Annotated in this window: 17 protein-coding genes; 11 read left to right on the top strand and 6 right to left on the bottom strand. The window is 36.7% G+C overall.

What is annotated here, in order from left to right:
* Positions 1-24: 24 nt before the first annotated feature.
* The 8 genes from pyrB to pyrE are packed head-to-tail and all read left to right on the top strand — an operon-like array spanning position 25 to position 9538.
* Positions 25-939, top strand: a complete 915-nt coding sequence (gene pyrB, locus KI369_RS03115; protein WP_212955013.1) for an aspartate carbamoyltransferase catalytic subunit — start codon at positions 25-27, stop codon at positions 937-939.
* A complete protein-coding gene (gene pyrC, locus KI369_RS03110; RefSeq protein ID WP_212955012.1) occupies positions 923-2209 on the top strand; it encodes a dihydroorotase in 1287 nt (428 codons plus the stop codon). The genes pyrB and pyrC overlap by 17 nt, the downstream gene beginning before the upstream one ends.
* Positions 2206-3303 carry a carbamoyl phosphate synthase small subunit gene (locus KI369_RS03105; RefSeq protein ID WP_000828668.1) on the top strand — a complete coding sequence of 366 codons (1098 nt, stop codon included), beginning with the start codon at positions 2206-2208 and terminating at the stop codon, positions 3301-3303. Before pyrC ends, KI369_RS03105 begins: the two co-directional genes overlap by 4 nt.
* Positions 3288-6506: a carbamoyl-phosphate synthase large subunit gene (gene carB, locus KI369_RS03100; protein ID WP_212955011.1), complete on the top strand. Its 3219-nt coding sequence runs from the start codon at positions 3288-3290 to the stop codon at positions 6504-6506. Before KI369_RS03105 ends, carB begins: the two co-directional genes overlap by 16 nt.
* Positions 6503-7282 (top strand): dihydroorotate dehydrogenase electron transfer subunit, encoded by a 780-nt coding sequence (gene pyrK, locus KI369_RS03095; RefSeq protein ID WP_212955010.1) that lies wholly within the window; start codon positions 6503-6505, stop codon positions 7280-7282. Before carB ends, pyrK begins: the two co-directional genes overlap by 4 nt.
* A complete protein-coding gene (gene pyrD / locus KI369_RS03090) occupies positions 7279-8208 on the top strand; it encodes a dihydroorotate oxidase B catalytic subunit (protein WP_001081057.1) in 930 nt (309 codons plus the stop codon). The genes pyrK and pyrD overlap by 4 nt, the downstream gene beginning before the upstream one ends.
* Positions 8193-8909: an orotidine-5'-phosphate decarboxylase gene (gene pyrF / locus KI369_RS03085; protein WP_000083496.1), complete on the top strand. Its 717-nt coding sequence runs from the start codon at positions 8193-8195 to the stop codon at positions 8907-8909. The genes pyrD and pyrF overlap by 16 nt, the downstream gene beginning before the upstream one ends.
* Complete coding sequence (gene pyrE / locus KI369_RS03080) at positions 8906-9538, top strand: orotate phosphoribosyltransferase (RefSeq protein ID WP_000711449.1); 633 nt, start codon at positions 8906-8908, stop codon at positions 9536-9538. The genes pyrF and pyrE overlap by 4 nt, the downstream gene beginning before the upstream one ends.
* 38 nt (positions 9539-9576) lie before the next feature.
* Here the strand turns inward: pyrE and KI369_RS03075 are convergent, their stop codons facing one another.
* From KI369_RS03075 to KI369_RS03065, 3 genes are all read right to left on the bottom strand, one after another.
* On the bottom strand, positions 9577-10254 hold the full coding sequence (locus KI369_RS03075) for an HAD family hydrolase (protein ID WP_000575799.1): 678 nt from the start codon (positions 10252-10254) through the stop codon (positions 9577-9579).
* 22 nt (positions 10255-10276) lie between these two features.
* Positions 10277-10531: a YbeF family protein gene (locus KI369_RS03070; RefSeq protein ID WP_212955009.1), complete on the bottom strand. Its 255-nt coding sequence runs from the start codon at positions 10529-10531 to the stop codon at positions 10277-10279.
* A 167-nt stretch (positions 10532-10698) separates the two neighbouring features.
* A complete protein-coding gene (locus KI369_RS03065; protein WP_212955008.1) occupies positions 10699-12084 on the bottom strand; it encodes a hypothetical protein in 1386 nt (461 codons plus the stop codon).
* A gap of 166 nt (positions 12085-12250) precedes the next feature.
* On the opposite strand from KI369_RS03065, the gene KI369_RS03060 reads away from it, so the two are divergent.
* A complete protein-coding gene (locus KI369_RS03060) occupies positions 12251-12616 on the top strand; it encodes a YoqO family protein (protein ID WP_212955007.1) in 366 nt (121 codons plus the stop codon).
* Positions 12617-12631: 15 nt separating this feature from the next.
* Positions 12632-13000 carry a YoqO family protein gene (locus KI369_RS03055; protein WP_212955006.1) on the top strand — a complete coding sequence of 123 codons (369 nt, stop codon included), beginning with the start codon at positions 12632-12634 and terminating at the stop codon, positions 12998-13000.
* Between the two features lie 36 nt (positions 13001-13036).
* Here KI369_RS03055 and KI369_RS03050 read toward each other — a convergent pair whose 3' ends face one another.
* On the bottom strand, positions 13037-13561 hold the full coding sequence (locus KI369_RS03050) for a DinB family protein (RefSeq protein ID WP_212955005.1): 525 nt from the start codon (positions 13559-13561) through the stop codon (positions 13037-13039).
* 84 nt (positions 13562-13645) lie between these two features.
* On the bottom strand, positions 13646-14716 hold the full coding sequence (locus tag KI369_RS03045) for a M24 family metallopeptidase (RefSeq protein ID WP_212955004.1): 1071 nt from the start codon (positions 14714-14716) through the stop codon (positions 13646-13648).
* A gap of 438 nt (positions 14717-15154) precedes the next feature.
* Between KI369_RS03045 and KI369_RS03040 the strand changes: the two genes are divergently transcribed.
* Positions 15155-16336, top strand: coding sequence for a lysozyme inhibitor LprI family protein (locus KI369_RS03040; RefSeq protein WP_212955003.1), 1182 nt, complete (start codon positions 15155-15157; stop codon positions 16334-16336).
* Positions 16337-16387: 51 nt separating this feature from the next.
* Here KI369_RS03040 and KI369_RS03035 read toward each other — a convergent pair whose 3' ends face one another.
* Positions 16388-18097: an Rqc2 family fibronectin-binding protein gene (locus tag KI369_RS03035; protein WP_212955002.1), complete on the bottom strand. Its 1710-nt coding sequence runs from the start codon at positions 18095-18097 to the stop codon at positions 16388-16390.
* Between the last annotated feature and the right edge of the window lie 51 nt (positions 18098-18148).

Below are 18148 nucleotides of genomic sequence, written 5' to 3'. Positions count from 1 at the left end.
AAATCAGAAAGATGAGGGATGACGATGAGCCATTTGTTAACGATGAGTGAATTATCGGAAGTAGAAATTTCAGAAATCCTAAAAGACGCAGAAGATTTCGCGAATGGAAAAGAGAGCAAAACGACAGAGCAAACTTTTGTTGCGAACTTGTTCTTTGAGAATAGTACGAGAACGAGATTTAGCTTTGAAGTTGCTGAGAAGAGATTAGGACTTGAAGTTTTAAACTTTTCAGCTGATGCATCTAGCGTACAAAAAGGAGAAACTTTATACGATACGATAAGAACACTAGAATCAATCGGAACAAAAGCGGTAATCGTCCGCCATGAGCAAGATCGCTACTTCGATGAACTAAAAAATCAGGTAAATATCCCAATTTTAAACGCTGGAGATGGATGTGGAAACCACCCAACGCAGTGCCTACTCGATCTTCTTACAATTAAACAAGAGTTTGGAAGATTTGAAGGATTAAAGATTGCGATAGTAGGAGATGTTCGTCATAGCCGAGTAGCACGTTCTAATGCAGAAGCATTAACGAAACTAGGTGCAACAATTTACTTTGCAAGTCCAGAAGAGTGGAAAGATGAAGACAGCACATTTGGAACATACAAACCATTAGATGAACTTGTTCCAGAAGTGGATGTAATGATGTTACTTCGTGTACAACATGAGCGTCATGATCATTATGAAACAGACATTATGAAAGAGTATCATGAGAAACACGGATTAACAGTGGAAAGAGAAAAACGTATGAAAGAAGGAAGCATTATTATGCATCCAGCTCCTGTAAACAGAGATGTTGAAATTGCAAGTGAACTTGTTGAGTGTGAGCGTTCACGCATATTTAAACAAATGGAAAATGGAGTTTACGTAAGAATGGCTGTACTAAAACGCGCCTTACCAAATGTATTAGGAGGAATGAAACATGAATTATTTGTTTAAAAATGGTCGTTATATGAATGAAGAAGGAAAAATCGTAGCAACAGATCTTCTCGTACAAGACGGTAAAATCGCTAAGGTAGCAGAAAATATTACGGCAGATAATGCTGAAGTAATCGATGTGAACGGAAAGTTAATCGCACCTGGATTAGTAGATGTACACGTACATCTTCGTGAACCAGGTGGTGAACATAAAGAAACAATTGAAACAGGTACACTAGCAGCAGCAAAAGGTGGATTCACTACAATTTGTGCAATGCCGAATACACGCCCAGTACCAGATTGCAGAGAACATATGGAAGACTTGCAAAATCGTATTAAAGAGAAAGCACATGTCAATGTATTACCATACGGAGCAATTACAGTACGCCAAGCGGGTTCTGAAATGACAGATTTCGAAACATTAAAAGAACTTGGAGCATTTGCTTTCACTGATGACGGTGTAGGCGTACAAGATGCTAGCATGATGTTAGCAGCTATGAAGCGTGCAGCGAAATTAAATATGGCAGTAGTTGCACACTGTGAAGAGAATACTCTTATTAATAAAGGTTGTGTACATGAAGGGAAGTTTTCTGAGAAACACGGATTAAACGGCATCCCATCAGTATGTGAATCTGTACATATTGCAAGGGATATATTGCTTGCTGAAGCGGCAGATTGTCACTATCACGTATGTCACGTAAGTACGAAAGGCTCTGTACGCGTAATTCGTGATGCAAAGCGCGCTGGAATTAAAGTAACAGCAGAAGTAACACCTCATCACTTAGTGTTATGTGAAGATGATATCCCATCAGCTGATCCTAACTTTAAAATGAACCCACCGCTTCGTGGAAAAGAAGATCACGCAGCACTAATTGAAGGTTTACTTGATGGAACAATCGATATGATCGCAACTGATCATGCACCGCATACAGCGGAAGAGAAAGCAAAAGGAATTGAAAGAGCACCATTCGGAATTACTGGTTTTGAAACAGCATTCCCGCTTCTATACACAAACCTTGTGAAAAAAGGAATTATTACATTAGAACAATTAATTCAATTCTTAACAGAAAAGCCAGCTGATACATTCGGCTTAGAAGCAGGTCGCCTGAAAGAAGGTAGAACAGCTGATATTACAATCATTGATTTAGAACAAGAAGAAGAGATTGATCCAACAACATTCTTATCAAAAGGAAAAAATACACCATTCGCAGGTTGGAAATGCCAAGGATGGCCGGTAATGACAATCGTTGGTGGTAAGATCGCATGGCAAAAGGAGAGTGCATTAGTATGAAAAGACAACTTATCTTAGAAGATGGAACAGTATTAATTGGAAAAGGTTTCGGAGGAGAAATCGAAAAGTCAGGTGAGGTTGTATTTACAACAGGAATGACTGGATATCAAGAAACATTATCTGATCCATCATATTGCGGTCAAATCGTGACATTCACGTACCCATTAATCGGAAACTACGGCATCAACCGTGACGATTTTGAATCGATTCACCCTTCTGTAAATGGTTTAATCGTAAACGAAATTTGTGATCACCCATCAAACTTCCGTAATGAAATTTCGTTAAATGATTACTTAAAAGAAAGAAACATCCCAGGATTAGCAGGGATTGATACGAGAAAATTAACGAGAAAAATTCGTCAATACGGTACATTACGCGGACGCCTTTGTAACATGGATGCAGATGTAGAATACATCGTGAGCCAATTAAAAGCGACAGTATTTACAGATCATGTAAAACGCGTATCAACGAAAGATCCATATCCAAGCCCAGGCCGCGGACATCGCGTTGTACTTGTAGACTTCGGTATGAAACATGGTATTTTACGAGAATTAAATAAACGTGACTGTGATGTGATTGTAGTTCCTTACAACACAACAGCAGAAGAGATTTTACGACTTAGCCCAGATGGAATTATGTTAAGTAACGGACCAGGGGATCCAAAAGATGTACCAGAAGCAATAGAAATGTTAAAAGACATTATCGGTAAAGTTCCTTTATTCGGAATTTGCCTAGGACATCAATTGTTCGCGCTAGCATCTGGTGCGAATACAAGTAAATTGAAATTCGGTCACCGTGGTTTAAACCATCCAGTAAAACATCTTGCAACTGGAAAAGTAGCAATTACATCTCAAAACCATGGTTACGCAGTAGAAGAAGAGTCAGTTAAAAATACAGAACTTGAAATTACACATGTCGCTTTAAATGATGGAACAGTAGAAGGTCTTCGTCATACGAAGTTCCCAGCATTTACAGTACAATATCATCCAGAAGCTTCTGCAGGACCAGAAGATGCAAACGATTTATTCGAAGATTTCTTAGCAATGATTGAAAACTTCAAGAAAGAAGGGGAAGAGTTATGCCAAAACGCCTAGACATTAACACAATTTTAGTAATCGGATCAGGACCAATTGTAATTGGGCAAGCAGCGGAGTTTGACTACTCTGGTACACAAGCTTGTCAATCTCTTAGAGAAGAAGGTTACAAAGTAATCCTTGTTAACTCTAACCCAGCAACAATTATGACAGATACTGCAACAGCAGATAAAGTATATATAGAACCATTAACACTAGAATTCGTAAGCCGTATCATTCGTAAAGAACGTCCAGATGCAATCTTACCAACATTAGGTGGTCAAACAGGTTTAAACATGGCTGTTGAACTTGCGAAATCAGGCATACTTGAAGAGTGTGGAGTTGAAATTTTAGGAACAAAATTATCAGCAATTGAGCAAGCGGAAGATCGTGATTTATTCCGTACATTAATGCAGGAATTAAATGAACCAATTCCATCTAGTACAATTATTCATACGCTAGAAGAAGCGCATGAATTTGTAAAAGAAATTGGATATCCAGTTATTGTTCGCCCAGCATTTACAATGGGTGGAACAGGTGGCGGAATCTGTAGTAATGAAGAAGAACTAATTGAAATCGTATCAGGTGGATTAAAACATAGTCCAGTAACACAATGTTTATTAGAAAAGAGCATTGCTGGTTGTAAGGAAATTGAATATGAAGTAATGCGTGATTCAAATGATAACGCGATTGTAGTATGTAACATGGAAAATATCGATCCAGTTGGAGTTCACACAGGTGATTCTATCGTTGTAGCACCAAGCCAAACATTAAGTGACCGTGAATACCAAATGTTACGTAACACTTCATTACGAATTATTCGTGCATTAGGAATTGAAGGTGGATGTAACGTTCAGCTGGCACTTGATCCACATAGTTTCCAATACTATGTAATCGAAGTAAACCCGCGTGTAAGTCGTTCATCTGCACTAGCATCTAAAGCGACTGGATATCCGATTGCGAAGCTAGCGGCGAAAATTGCAGTTGGTTTAACGTTAGATGAAATTATAAATCCAGTAACACAAAAAACATACGCTTGTTTCGAACCAGCATTAGACTATGTTGTTTCAAAAATTCCACGCTGGCCATTTGATAAGTTTGAATCAGCAAACAGAACACTTGGTACGCAAATGAAGGCAACTGGTGAAGTTATGTCAATCGGACGTAACTTAGAGCAATCATTATTAAAAGCGGTTCGTTCTTTAGAACTTGGCATTTATCACTTAGAATTAGAGCATTTAAAAGAACTTGATAAAGAAACAATGAAAAAACGCATTATAAAAGCTGATGATGAGCGACTGTTTATTGTAGCAGAAGCAATTCGTCAAGGTGTAACGAAAGAAGAAATTAACGAATGGTGTGAAATGGACTTCTTCTTCTTACAAAAAGTTGAAAACATCGTAAATATGGAACGTGAAGTAAAAGCGAATGTAGGAAATATGGAAGTACTACAAACTGCGAAAGAGATGGGCTTCAGTGACCATTACATCGCTAATGCTTGGAACAAAACAGAGCGTGAAATTTACGATATGCGTAAAGAAAGCAATATAACTCCGGTTTATAAAATGGTAGATACTTGTGCGGCAGAGTTTGAATCTGCAACACCATACTACTACAGCACATATGGTGATGAGAATGAATCGGTTAGAACAGATCGTAAGAGTGTAGTAGTTCTAGGATCTGGTCCGATCCGTATCGGTCAAGGTGTTGAGTTTGACTATGCAACAGTTCACTCAGTATGGGCAATTAAAGAAGCTGGATATGAGGCAATCATTGTTAATAACAACCCAGAAACAGTTTCAACAGACTTCAGTATTTCTGACAAATTATACTTTGAACCATTAACGATTGAAGATGTAATGCACATTATCGATTTAGAAAAACCAGAAGGTGTTATCGTTCAGTTCGGTGGACAAACGGCAATTAACTTAGCTGCTAAATTAGAGGCTCACGGTGTGAAAATCTTAGGAACATCACTTGAAGATTTAGATCGTGCAGAAGATCGTGATAAGTTTGAAGCAGCGCTAACACAGCTTGGTATCCCGCAACCAGTTGGTAAAACAGCAACAACTGTAGAGCAAGCAGTAGCAATCGCTGACAAAATTGGTTACCCAGTATTAGTAAGACCATCTTACGTACTAGGTGGACGCGCGATGGAAATCGTATATCGTCAAGAAGAACTGTTGCACTACATGAAAAATGCAGTTAAAGTTCACGCTGATCACCCAGTATTAATCGACCGTTACATGGTTGGTAAAGAAATTGAAGTAGATGCAATTTCAGACGGTGAGAATGTGTTCATTCCAGGTATTATGGAACATATTGAACGTGCTGGAGTTCACTCTGGTGACTCAATTGGAGTATATCCACCACAAAGCTTATCTGACAAATTAAAAGAACAAATTATTGAACATACAATTGCACTTGGAAAAGGATTAAACATTGTTGGATTACTAAATATCCAGTTTGTAGTATTCGAAGATCAAGTGTACGTAATTGAAGTAAACCCACGTGCGAGCCGTACAGTACCATTCTTAAGTAAAATTACAGGTGTACCAATGGCGAACGTTGCAACGAAAGTTATTTTAGGGCAAGATCTAGTAGAGCAAGGATACGGAACTGGTTATCACCCAGAAGAGAAAGAAGTATATGTAAAAGCTCCGGTATTCTCATTCGCGAAACTACGCTCAGTTGATACAACATTAGGACCTGAAATGAAATCAACAGGGGAAGTAATGGGTAAAGACTTAACGCTTGAAAAAGCATTATACAAAGGATTAGTTGCTTCTGGAATTAACATCCCAACGCACGGATCAGTAATCATTACTGTAGCGGATAAAGATAAAGAAGAGGCAATGGAAATTGCAAAACGTTTCCACGAAATCGGTTATAACTTATTAGCAACAGCTGGAACAGCACAATCGTTAGCAGAGCAAAATATCCCAGTACAAGTTGTAAACAAAATTGATTCTGAAGACTACAACTTACTAGATATTATCCGTCAAGGAAAAGCACAGTTTGTAATCAATACGCTAACAAAAGGTAAACAACCAGCGCGTGATGGTTTCCGCATTCGCCGTGAATCAGTAGAAAATGGTGTAGCTTGCTTAACATCACTTGATACAACGAGAGCAATCTTACGAGTATTAGAATCTATGACATTCTCAGCTCATTCAATGAAAGAAATTACGCAAACAAAGCGTCACGAGGTGGTACATGCATGATGCAAAAGCAAAATATGATCGTCGTTAATCAAAAAGAAATCGCAAAAAACATTTACGAATTAGTGCTTCAAGGAACGTTAGTACAGCAAATGAACGAACCAGGGCAGTTTGTACACATTAAGGTAGCAGAGGGCATTGCGCCCCTTCTGCGCCGCCCGATTAGTATTTGTAATGTAGATCAAGAGAAGAACGAATTTACAATGCTATACCGTGCGGAAGGACAAGGGACAAAAACATTAGCAACTAGAAAACAAGGTGAAATGGTAGATGTACTAGGACCACTAGGACACGGTTTTCCTGTAGAAGAAGCAGAAGCTGGTCAAACAGCTTTACTAGTAGGTGGGGGGATTGGTGTACCACCACTTTATGAATTATCACAGCGCCTCGTTGCAAAAGGTGTACGTGTTATTCACATCCTAGGTTTTCAAACGAAAGATGTAGTTTTCTATGAAGAAAAATTTGCAGAACTTGGTGATACGTACGTTGCGACAGTAGACGGTACACACGGTACAAAAGGATTTGTCACAGATGTAATTGATAATTACGGAATTGACTTTGATATTCTTTATTCATGTGGTCCGTTAGCGATGCTTCGTGCATTAGAAGGACGTTACAGAGAGAAAAAAGCTTATATTTCTTTAGAAGAACGTATGGGCTGTGGTATTGGAGCTTGTTTCGCATGTGTATGCCACTTACAAGAAGATCCAAGTGGACATTCTTACAAGAAGGTGTGTAGCGACGGACCAGTATTTCCAATCGGGGAGGTTGTACTATGAACAGATTGCAAGTTGAATTACCGGGATTATCATTAAAAAATCCAATTATACCGGCATCTGGATGCTTTGGATTTGGTCGTGAATATGCACAGTTTTACGATTTAAGTGTACTAGGATCAATCATGATTAAAGCGACGACAGAACAACCACGTTATGGAAATCCGACGCCTCGTGTTGCTGAAACACCGGGCGGCATGTTAAATGCAATCGGACTTCAAAACCCAGGGTTAGAAAAAGTAATGAATTCTGAATTACCATGGTTAGAACAATTTGATCTTCCAATCATTGCGAACGTTGCAGGCTCACAAGCTGAGGATTACGTAGCGGTTGCAAAGGAAATTTCTAAAGCGCCTAATGTCCACGCACTAGAATTAAATATTTCTTGTCCGAACGTAAAAACAGGTGGTATCGCCTTTGGTACAAATCCTGAAATTGCTGCTGATTTAACGAAGCGAGTAAAAGAGGTTTCTGAAGTGCCTGTATACGTGAAGTTGTCACCGAACGTGGCAAACATTGTGGAAATTGCAAAAGCGATTGAAAATGCAGGTGCAGATGGTTTAACGATGATTAATACATTGCTTGGTATGCGTCTAGATTTAAAAACAGCTAAACCAATTTTAGCAAACCGTACAGGTGGATTATCAGGTCCTGCGATTAAGCCAGTAGCGATTCGTATGGTACATGAAGTAAGCCAAGCGGTTAACATTCCAATTATCGGAATGGGTGGTATTGAAACAGCGGAAGATGTAATTGAATTCTTCTATGCTGGCGCAAGCGCAGTTGCAGTAGGTACAGCGAACTTTATCGATCCGTTCGTATGTCCGACAATTATTGAAGAGTTACCAGCATTACTAGATGAATTAGGATTTGATCACATTTCGGAATGTCAAGGAAGGAGCTGGAAGCAAACATGTCACAGTCGTTAATCGTTGCATTAGATTTTCCAGGGAAACAAGATGTAGAACAATTCTTGCGCCACTTTGAAGGGGAAGAGTTATTTGTCAAAGTTGGTATGGAGTTATTTTACAAAGAAGGCCCTGCGATTATTACGTACTTAAAAGAAAAAGGACATAAGATTTTTCTAGATTTAAAACTTCATGATATTCCGAATACAGTAAAAAGCGCTATGCGTAGCCTAGCTAGTCTAGATGTTGATATGGTAAATGTTCATGCTGCTGGGGGAAGTAGTATGATGAAAGCTGCGATTGAGGGATTAGAGGAAGGTAAGCAAGAAGGAAAAGAGAGACCGATTTGTATTGCAGTTACACAACTAACAAGCACTTCGGAAGCTATGATGAAAAAAGAGATCGGCATTGAGAAAACGTTAGAAGAAGCGGTTGCTCATTATGCAAAACTAACGAAAGAAAGTGGACTTGATGGTGTTGTTTGCTCAACGCTTGAAGTTCCAAAACTACGTGAAGTATGCGGAAATGAATTTGTAACAGTAACACCGGGGATTCGTCTTGCAAGCGATGATGTAAATGACCAGGTGCGCGTAGCAACACCGAAACGTGCGAGGGAACTTGGCTCAAGCTATATCGTAGTTGGACGTAGTATTACAAAAGCAGAAAATCCGCTTGAAGCGTATAAAACAGTAAAACAACAGTGGGAAGGTGTAACAGTATGAAAAAAGAAATCGCATCGCATTTATTAGAAATTGGAGCAGTATTTTTACAACCGAATGATCCATTCACATGGTCTTCAGGTATGAAATCACCAATTTATTGTGATAACCGTTTAACTTTATCTTATCCAAAAGTACGTCAAGCAATTGCAGCTGGATTAGAAGAGTTAATTAAAGAGCACTTCCCAACTGTAGAAGTTATTGCAGGAACAGCAACAGCTGGTATTGCGCACGCTGCATGGGTAAGCGATCGTATGGATTTACCAATGTGCTACGTACGTAGTAAAGCAAAGGGTCACGGTAAAGGGAACCAAATCGAAGGAAAAGCTGAAAAAGGTCAAAAAGTAGTGGTAGTAGAAGACTTAATTTCAACTGGCGGTAGTGCAATTACATGTGTAGAAGCACTTCGCGAAGCTGGCTGTGAAGTATTAGGAATCGTATCAATCTTCACATATGAGTTAGAAGCAGGAAAAGAAAAACTAGAAGCAGCTAACGTAGCATCATACTCTTTAAGCGACTACAGTGCATTAACTGAAGTAGCAGCAGAAAAAGGTATGATCGGACAAGCTGAAACGAAAAAATTACAAGAGTGGCGTAAAAATCCAGCAAACGAAGCTTGGATCACAGCGTAACACGAAAAAAACGACCGCGGGGGAACGCGGTCGTTTTTTTATATCATTGTTATAATTTCATGTAACGAACAGATAGTAGGAACATCACATTTGAGTTGCGAGTTATCCCGATTTAACCATACCCCTTGCATTCCAGCTGCTGTACTACTAATTGCATCAGTCTCTAATCGATCGCCAATATAATAGCAATCTTTCATTTCAAGATTCAATTGTAATACGACCTTGTGAAACATTTCAGGGTCTGGTTTTGATACCCCAATTTCACTAGAAGTAAAAATATATTTGAAATACTGTAGAATGTTTAAGGCTGTTAATTTTTCGATTTGTTGTTCATATTCACCATTACTAATGATACCTAATGAGTGTCCTTTTTGCTGTAAACTTTGTAATGTATAGAGTACATCTTCAAACAGGGTCCAGCTTTTCTTATATAGTTCTATATATTGATTGAATCTATTCTGAGATTCTTCGGGTGATAGGTTTACTCCATATGTTTTAAATAAATGATACATTCGCATTACTTGTTGTTCTTGAAAAGATAATTCCCTGGATAAAAATTTGTTGAAATATTCTTCTGATAATTCATGCCAGACTTTCGTTGCCTCTAATTCATTGCCTGAAAAAATAGTATTATATATTTGAAAAAAATCTATAATACCATTTCTTTCAGCAGCCTCATAATCAAGTAAAGTTCCATCAATATCAAAGAAAATCATATGACAATCTCCTTGCTAACAACTATTTAGCGTTTTCCGCAACTTCATATCCTCTCACAAACAATAGTGTCATGTAAGAAACAATAAATGAGAAGATGCTATACATGCCAACCCAAAAGAAAAATTTTGGAGTAAGGGCGATAACACCTATTATTAAAAAACTAGCAAACGTTACAATCGGCATTACGTAATACGTTTTAGTCTTACGTGTTCCCATAACAGAAACGATAAAGATAAGTAATGGACAAATTAATAAGACGAAAATCAATTCATTCATAGGTATGTCCCCTTTTCTAATTGAAGTAATCTGTTTCTCGTAAACGTTTTGAAATAAATACTCTCCTAATATAATTTCGCTAAGTGATAACGAATCCCTTTTGAAAACGAGTAATTCATGATGAATTTTACAAGCAAAAAACGTAAGCAAGAGAACACTTGCTTACGTTATAGGATAAACATCGCAAAGATAGTGGTGACAATTAAACCGATAACAACCGGTAAAAAGTTTCGGCGTGCAAGTTCAAATGGATCTACCTTGCAAATCGCAGCAGCAGGAATAAGCGCCCAAGGGATTAACGTCCCGCCCCCGGTCCATATTGCTGCAATTTGCCCAAGTGCTGTTAATGTAGCTGTTCCATGCCCAAGTGCTGTTCCGAAAAGATTCGCAATGGAACCAGCAAGTGATATACCTGAAAAACCTGATCCATCTAAGCCGGTAATGACACCAACGATAGTTAAAGTTCCTGCCGATACATATTGATTTAAAGGAACAGTTTGAGATAAAGCGATTCCTAAGTCATTAATGATTCCGTGTGAACCTTTCGGTAAATAGTCCCCGATAATTTTCACAAAGCCGCTATCTCCTAAATAAAAGAGTGCGGCGATTGGAATAACTGGTCCGAAAATTTTAAATCCAAATTGAAGACCTTCTATAAAATAATCGGTCGTTTTATTCAGTCCCTTTCCTTTGTAGGCGATGAGAGAAATGATGATAATCATAATAATAGTCGTCCCGCCGATAAGTGCAGTGGCATCGCTTCCTTGTAGTTTAAATTGAATCATGCAAAGGATATCAATGATATATACGATAGGGATACATATGGCGAGCCATTTCTTTATGCGAGGAGATAATAAAATAGTAGTTTTAGATGATTCAGTTGATGAAGAGGTGTCTTGCAGTGATAATCCTGTATGAAATTCTTTTCGTAAGAAGAAAAAGGCGACGGAAGTTGTCACAATGCCCATAACGATAACGAGGGGAACACTGGCAGAAACAACGCTAGAAACAGGTAGACCGGCAGCGTCCGCTGTTAATTTCGGAGCGCCTTGAATAACGAAGTCACCTGATAAGGCGATGCCGTGCCCGAATAAGTTCATAGCAATGGCAACACCAATTGGCGGAAGACCGACGCGTACAGCTACCGGTAATAAAATAGCTCCCATTAAGGCGACAGCTGGAGAAGGCCAAAAGAAGAAAGAAATTGTCATCATCAAAAGACCGATCATCCAGTAGGCGAGGGTAGGGGTACGAATCATCTTTGTAAATGGTGAAATCATCGTATCATTTATGCCGGTATGAACGAGTAGATTGCTCATGGATACGATAATGGAGATGATTAATATAGTTGGTAATAGCTCAGTAATGGCGTAAATGAAACTTTGAAAAATACCGCTAATAGCAAGAGGGATAGAGCTTGTAGCGGTTAATGCTAATAAAAAGATAAAAACGATACAAATAATAGTCGTATCTTTTCGGAGAATAAAAAAGGTAATAATAGTGAGTAAACAAAGAATATAGAGAGCATGCAACAGCGTTAATTCAACTCCCATAACATTCACATCCTTTAGGCGTTCGTGTAGTTTATTGTATGAAAGCAGTGAAAGTATGTGAGTATAGGAAAAAGAAAAAAGTGAAATTTCATGTACTGTAATGGTAAGAACGATAAATGGATGTTACAATACAATTAATCCTAAAAATGGAATTTGAGGAGGACTTATGCGCAAAAAAATTGGGTTTTGGGGATTTATCATATCTTGTAGTCTATTAATCACTTTAAATTTGTTTACAAACAATGAATGGATCAGTATCATACCTGTTTTCGGATTTGTTTTTGTACTGCTATATAACTGGGATGATATGAAACAATATAGTAAGAAAAGTATCGGAATTATGATTGGTATTATTTTTGTTTGCTCATTTTTCGTAGGGTTTATTTTAATAGAAGGTCAGAAACAAATAGAGAAAATGTCTATTTTTCAAGAATGGATGTCTTCTGCGAAGGGTCTTTATCTTGTAATTGTCGTTGTTGTTTTTCTAGGAATTGTTATAAGCGTAGCAAGTTACATATTAAAGGAGAAGTAGAATGGGGGAGTACGAATGAGAGAGAAAATAGGTTATTATGGTGTGCTCGTTTGTTTACTATTATCAGTTATTTCAGGACGATTTCTTAAAAGTGAATGGATACCGATTATATTATGTATAGGAGTATTGATTTTTGCACCTATGTATCGTTGGAAAGAATGGAAAGCATATAGCCGAAAAAAGAAAATTGTTTTCAGCATTGAGTTTGTCATTATCATTAGCACAATTCCGTTTTTGTTATTGAAGGGGAATGAGATCATAGATGGAATTGCAATGTTTCAAGGGTGGTTGTTTATTGTGAAATTGCTATATTTAATATGCATTATAATATTGGTAGCGGGAGTCGCTAAAAAAGTAAACGAAAAGTTATTTGTTAATGAATAAAAGAAAATGCCACCGAATAAGGTGGCATTTTCTTACTTACTTTACTGAATGAGCTTTTTGCATCTTTTTAATTAAACGAATTTGTCCGCGATGGTTGATCTCATCTTCAAATACGTGAAACCATTTAAAATAGTTATTTGCTGGTTTGTCATACCAAAAGTCTGTCGTTTTAAATAACCATTCATCAGGTAACGATTGAAAAGTCTCGATTGTTTTGGAACGTACTTCTTGTAATGTATTTATGTAAAATTCTATAGCGTTTCCTTTTATTTTCTCACGTCCAAGATCTCCTAACTCAATAGCAGGTAACCATCTTTCTAATTCAGCTTCCGTTGGTTCACGGTCTTCAAAAGTATGAATCTGGTAGTAAAATTCAATAGCGGCCATATGGTACAAAAGCATGCCAATTGAATTTGCTTCCTCATCATATAAATAATCAAGATTTTCAATTGTTAAACCTTCCACTGCTTGCATCGTTGTGTAACGAGCGTAATTCATCATGGAAACAAGTTTTGAAAATTCAGGCTGTAAACTATCTATTTTATCAATTACAAAATTCAATTTAAATTCCCCCTCTTTAAACGATGACTCCAGAGAAAGAATTCTATGTGAAGAGAAAAACTCCTTTTAAAAAAGGTCATGATTTTAACAAGGAATAACAATTAGTTCTCGATTTGATTTTGTAATAACTTCATATCCGTCTTTTGTAATGACGATATCATCTTCAATTCTACAACCACCCCAGTTTGGTATGTAAATACCGGGTTCAACGGTAACAACCATACCTTCTTCTAATGTAGCTTTACTTTCTTGGGATAGGCGAAGAGGTTCATGTATTTCTAAGCCAAGACCGTGCCCTGTAGAGTGACCAAAATATTGACCATATCCACAATCTGTAATGTAGTTTCTTGTTACATCATCGATACTTTTTGCAGTTTCTCCAGGCTTAATTGCTTCAGTCCCGCGTTTTAATGCTTCGCGTACAACATTGTATATTTTTTTGAATTCTTCTGATGGTTCTCCAATTGCTACCGTACGAGTTATATCGGAACAATATCCATCGTAAAGTGCACCGAAATCTAATGTAACGATGTCGCCTCGTTCGATTATTTTATTTGATGCAACTCCATGAGGAAGTGAAGAACGAACGCCAGAAGCTACAATGATTTGGAATGAAGAGGACGTAGCCCCTTTTTTTCGCATGAAAAATTCTAACTCATCTCGTACATCATTTTCACTTATTCCTGGTTTTAGAAACGTAAGGATGTGGTGAAATGCTTCGTCAGCAATATTAGCTGCGATTTTCATTGTTTCTATTTCAGGCGTGTCTTTAATAATACGAATATTTTCAATGATTTCGCACACTTGAACCATTTCCGCATGTACGTATTTTTGTAAGTTTTTATATTGTTGCAATGTCATGTTGTTTTCTTCAATTCCGAGTTTTTGAATGTTTAATTTCGATACTTGATTTGCAATTTCTTTTTCTAAATTTCCTTTATGCATAATAATTTCAGCATCTTTTATTTGTGATTTTGCTTGATCTACATAGCGAAAATCAGTTATAAAAACAGCTTTATCCGCAGAGAGTAAGACGACGCCGGCACTACCTGTAAACCCAGTTGCATATTGACGATTTTCTTTTTTTGTAATCAGTAATCCGTCAATTTCATAATTTTGTAGTTGATTTTGGATTTTATTAATTTTTAAAGTCATGTTAATTCCCCCTATTCACAGTATTGAATAAAGCAAAGAGCGTGCCAAAAAAATATTTTTAGAGAAAAGATAGCAGAAATTGCATGTATTTTAGGTATGAAATTTAGCCCGCTATTTGTGGGTGGTGGGCTGCTCGTGAAATATAGATTATTTCAATTATCAGTGAAAGAATGAAAAAATATTGATACAAATTTCGCTTTCTTTACAAGGTGTAAAAAAATGTATACAAATTAGAAATAGCACTGTCAATTTTTTTGACAATATGGAAGAAAGGGATAAGAGATTTTTTAGTATATATATTTTGAAAGTATGTCCTTTGTTTTAATGTAAAATTAAATATATAAATATATAGCTGTTATTGATATAATAGGTAATTGTTGGATTTCTCTTGGGAATAGGGAAACGTAACGAATATGAAGGAATAAGGATTGTGAGTACATGAAGAAATTAAGTAAAGTAATGTCATTTTGCTTCGCTGCTAGTATGCTAGTTGTAACAGGGTGTGAAAAAGGTGAAAACAAAGTTCAAGTAAATGAAACGATTGAACAGCTTGATGAAGCGCCAGAAGTGACAGAAAAAGAAGCGAAAAAGATTGTAAGAAAGAGTGTAGATGCAATAGCAAATGCATTTAGTGAGATGGAAAAAGAAAATGGATGGAGCCGAAATAATCCTGGAGATTTAGGTACCGCTAAAAAAGGCGTTAAGGGATTAGTGTCAGATAGGTTTGTGGAGAATCAGCTTCCTAAGTCGCTTGAAACATTTAATAGATCTAGAGAGACAGATATGTTGCCATTCCCTATTGATATTGAACCAGAAATGAGATTAACGTATACACAGAAAGATAAAAATTTAACGATTGAAACGATTATACCTTCAAATGATATGGGAAATGAAGCAGAGATTTGGGAATTTATTTTCGTTTATAAAGATGGAAAATGGTTAATGGATAAATGGTCAGCGCATACACCGAGAGATTTAAAACTTACAAAGGAAGAAGCTAGCGAATTTCTTAAAATTCGTGGTTTTAAGAATGTATCTTTTGTTAAAGAGGAGAACAGTGGTGACAAAAAATATATTTTTAAAGAAAATGCTAGATTAATTGCTGTAGATGCAAAAACATCGGTTATTACATATGATTTAGATGAGCAAAAACAGGAAACGGTAGCAAGAGAAAATAATAGTCAAAATCAAGAAACGGTTAAGGAAAATAGTGCGGGTTCACAAGTTACATCTAAAGAAGAGAAGCAACCTAAAAAAGAAACTTCGTCAGCAGTAGGTAAAACTAAAGCTTTAAATGAGTTAGCAGCTCTAGAAAACCAAGAAAAACATACAAATGTTATGTCAACAAATGACATAGTAAATGAAATAGAAGGAAATTATCAACTGTGGGATAATAAACTAAATGAAATTTACAGTACATTAAAAAATACGATGTCAGCTGATGCGTTTCAGTCGTTGAAAACGAAACAAATTGCATGGGTTAAAGAAAAGGAAAGTAAGGTTAAAGCCATTGCTATGGATGAAAATAATGGAACGATGAAATATATTGAAGCTGCAGATGAAAAGTATAAGATGACAAAAGAAAGATGTTATGAATTAGTGAATGGATATATGAACTAGTGTGAACGAATATAAAAAATGCGTTGCTTATAAGCAACGCATTTTTTATATTTACGCTTTTAATTTCATTACAGTATCAGCATCTGGTGTTACATATACTGTTTGCTGATTGTCGTACGTAACAAAACCAAGTTTTGCACCACTCGGTTTTTTGACATGGCGTATTTTGGTGAAATCAACAGGTACAGAGCTAGACTCTTTTGCTTTACTGTAATAGGCAGCAATTTTGGCAGCTTCTAGTAAAGTTTCTTCAGCAGGCTCTAAAGAACGAATGACAACGTGAGAACCAGGTATGTCTTTCGTATGTAGCCAAATTTCATCGCGGCGGGCAAATTTCGTTGTTAAATAATCATTTTGTTTATTGTTTTTACCAACGAAAATCTCTGTGCCATCACTTGCTACATATTTATCTAATACTGGTTTAGTAGGCTTTTTCTTTGCGTTTTTCGTTTTACGATTGCGCATATAACCTTCTTCAGCTAATTCCTCACGAATTTCTTCAATATCTTTTGAAGAAGCAGCTTCCATTTGTTGAAGTAGGCTATCAAAGTAAAGAATTTCTTCATTTGTTTTTTCGATTTGCTCTTCTACAACAACAACTGAATTTTTTGCTTTTTGGTACTTTTGGAAATAGCGTTGCGCATTGTCAGATGGCGTTTTTAAAGGATCTAATGTAATTTTTACAGTTCCACCATTTTCATCGTAATAGTTAACGACTTCAATATCTTTATCCCCTTTTTTCAAAGCATACATATTGGCTGTAAGTAGTTCTCCAAATAGTTGATATTTATCTGCTTTTCCAGCATCTTGTAATGTTTTTTGTAGTTTAATGAGTTTTTTCTCATTTTTATTTTTTTCGTTTTGCATAAAGCGCTCTAAATCATAAGCTTGCTGTTTTACACGGTCGCGTTCTGCTTTTCCGAAAAAGAAACGGTCTAGTAATTCACTAACAGATGAGAATGTCTTGTCTTCTCCTGCTAAGTGTGCAAGAGGGAAAAGATAAAAGAATTCTTTCCCATTTGAAGTAGTCATCGTTGGTGAATATGTATGAGTTAATAATGGCTTTTGTATGGAGAAAAATGCATCCGCTAATGCTTTTTCATTTACCATGCCAGCTTTTTTCACTACTTCTTTCGCGAATAACGGCGAAATTCCCGTAAAGGTGCCGACAAGCTGTTTATCCATGTTTCCGGATAAAAAGTCTAGTGGTCTAATAAATTCTTCATTTGTTTCAATCTGAAGTGGGTTAATTTTATGTTGTGCTGGTGGCGCAACATATTCAGCTCCAGCGTATACAGTTCGATGTCGGTTTACTGCTAAAGAAATGTGTTTTAAGCTATCTAAAATATTGTTTGTTTTTGTGTCTATTAAAATGATGTTACTATGTCGTCCCATTATTTCAATTACTAATGTTTTTAGCGATTCATCACCAATTTCATTTCTGCTGCGAACTGTAATTTGAATAATACGCTCTAAATCAATTTGTTCAATTTTTTCAATGAATCCACCTTCTAGATGTTTACGGAGAAGCATACAAAACATTGGCGGAAGTGCAGGTGAATCGTAATTTTGATTTGTTAAGTGTAAACGTGCATATGTCGAATGAGCGGAAAGAATCAGTTTTTGATTTTTTCCGTTTGCTCGAATATGTAATAAAATCTCATATTTTGAAGGTTGATATATTTTGGAAATTCTCCCCGTGTAAAGAGAATTTGCAATTTCATGTGTAATTGCTCTTGTAAATAATCCATCGAATGCCATAAAAACACTCCTTTCTAACTAAAAGTTAATTATAGCATTTTTTTGGACGAG

Origin of the sequence: Bacillus sanguinis, from assembly GCF_018332475.1 — a bacterium.
In the GTDB taxonomy this organism is placed as follows: Bacteria; Bacillota; Bacilli; order Bacillales; family Bacillaceae_G; genus Bacillus_A; species Bacillus_A sanguinis.
This window is presented reverse-complemented; position numbering and strand designations above follow the sequence as displayed.

What these genes read in the sequence shown, in the direction of transcription:
- pyrK (WP_212955010.1), top strand. Translation starts at nt 6,503, where the DNA reads ATGATGCAAAAGCAAAATATGATCGTCGTTAATCAAAAAGAAATCGCA.
- KI369_RS03040 (WP_212955003.1), top strand. Translation starts at nt 15,155, where the DNA reads ATGAAGAAATTAAGTAAAGTAATGTCATTTTGCTTCGCTGCTAGTATG.
- carB (WP_212955011.1), top strand. Translation starts at nt 3,288, where the DNA reads ATGCCAAAACGCCTAGACATTAACACAATTTTAGTAATCGGATCAGGA.
- KI369_RS03035 (WP_212955002.1), bottom strand. Translation starts at nt 18,097, where the DNA reads ATGGCATTCGATGGATTATTTACAAGAGCAATTACACATGAAATTGCA.
- KI369_RS03075 (WP_000575799.1), bottom strand. Translation starts at nt 10,254, where the DNA reads ATGATTTTCTTTGATATTGATGGAACTTTACTTGATTATGAGGCTGCT.
- pyrC (WP_212955012.1), top strand. Translation starts at nt 923, where the DNA reads ATGAATTATTTGTTTAAAAATGGTCGTTATATGAATGAAGAAGGAAAA.
- KI369_RS03070 (WP_212955009.1), bottom strand. Translation starts at nt 10,531, where the DNA reads ATGAATGAATTGATTTTCGTCTTATTAATTTGTCCATTACTTATCTTT.
- KI369_RS03060 (WP_212955007.1), top strand. Translation starts at nt 12,251, where the DNA reads ATGCGCAAAAAAATTGGGTTTTGGGGATTTATCATATCTTGTAGTCTA.
- pyrE (WP_000711449.1), top strand. Translation starts at nt 8,906, where the DNA reads ATGAAAAAAGAAATCGCATCGCATTTATTAGAAATTGGAGCAGTATTT.
- KI369_RS03065 (WP_212955008.1), bottom strand. Translation starts at nt 12,084, where the DNA reads ATGGGAGTTGAATTAACGCTGTTGCATGCTCTCTATATTCTTTGTTTA.
- pyrF (WP_000083496.1), top strand. Translation starts at nt 8,193, where the DNA reads ATGTCACAGTCGTTAATCGTTGCATTAGATTTTCCAGGGAAACAAGAT.
- pyrB (WP_212955013.1), top strand. Translation starts at nt 25, where the DNA reads ATGAGCCATTTGTTAACGATGAGTGAATTATCGGAAGTAGAAATTTCA.
- KI369_RS03055 (WP_212955006.1), top strand. Translation starts at nt 12,632, where the DNA reads ATGAGAGAGAAAATAGGTTATTATGGTGTGCTCGTTTGTTTACTATTA.
- pyrD (WP_001081057.1), top strand. Translation starts at nt 7,279, where the DNA reads ATGAACAGATTGCAAGTTGAATTACCGGGATTATCATTAAAAAATCCA.
- KI369_RS03105 (WP_000828668.1), top strand. Translation starts at nt 2,206, where the DNA reads ATGAAAAGACAACTTATCTTAGAAGATGGAACAGTATTAATTGGAAAA.
- KI369_RS03045 (WP_212955004.1), bottom strand. Translation starts at nt 14,716, where the DNA reads ATGACTTTAAAAATTAATAAAATCCAAAATCAACTACAAAATTATGAA.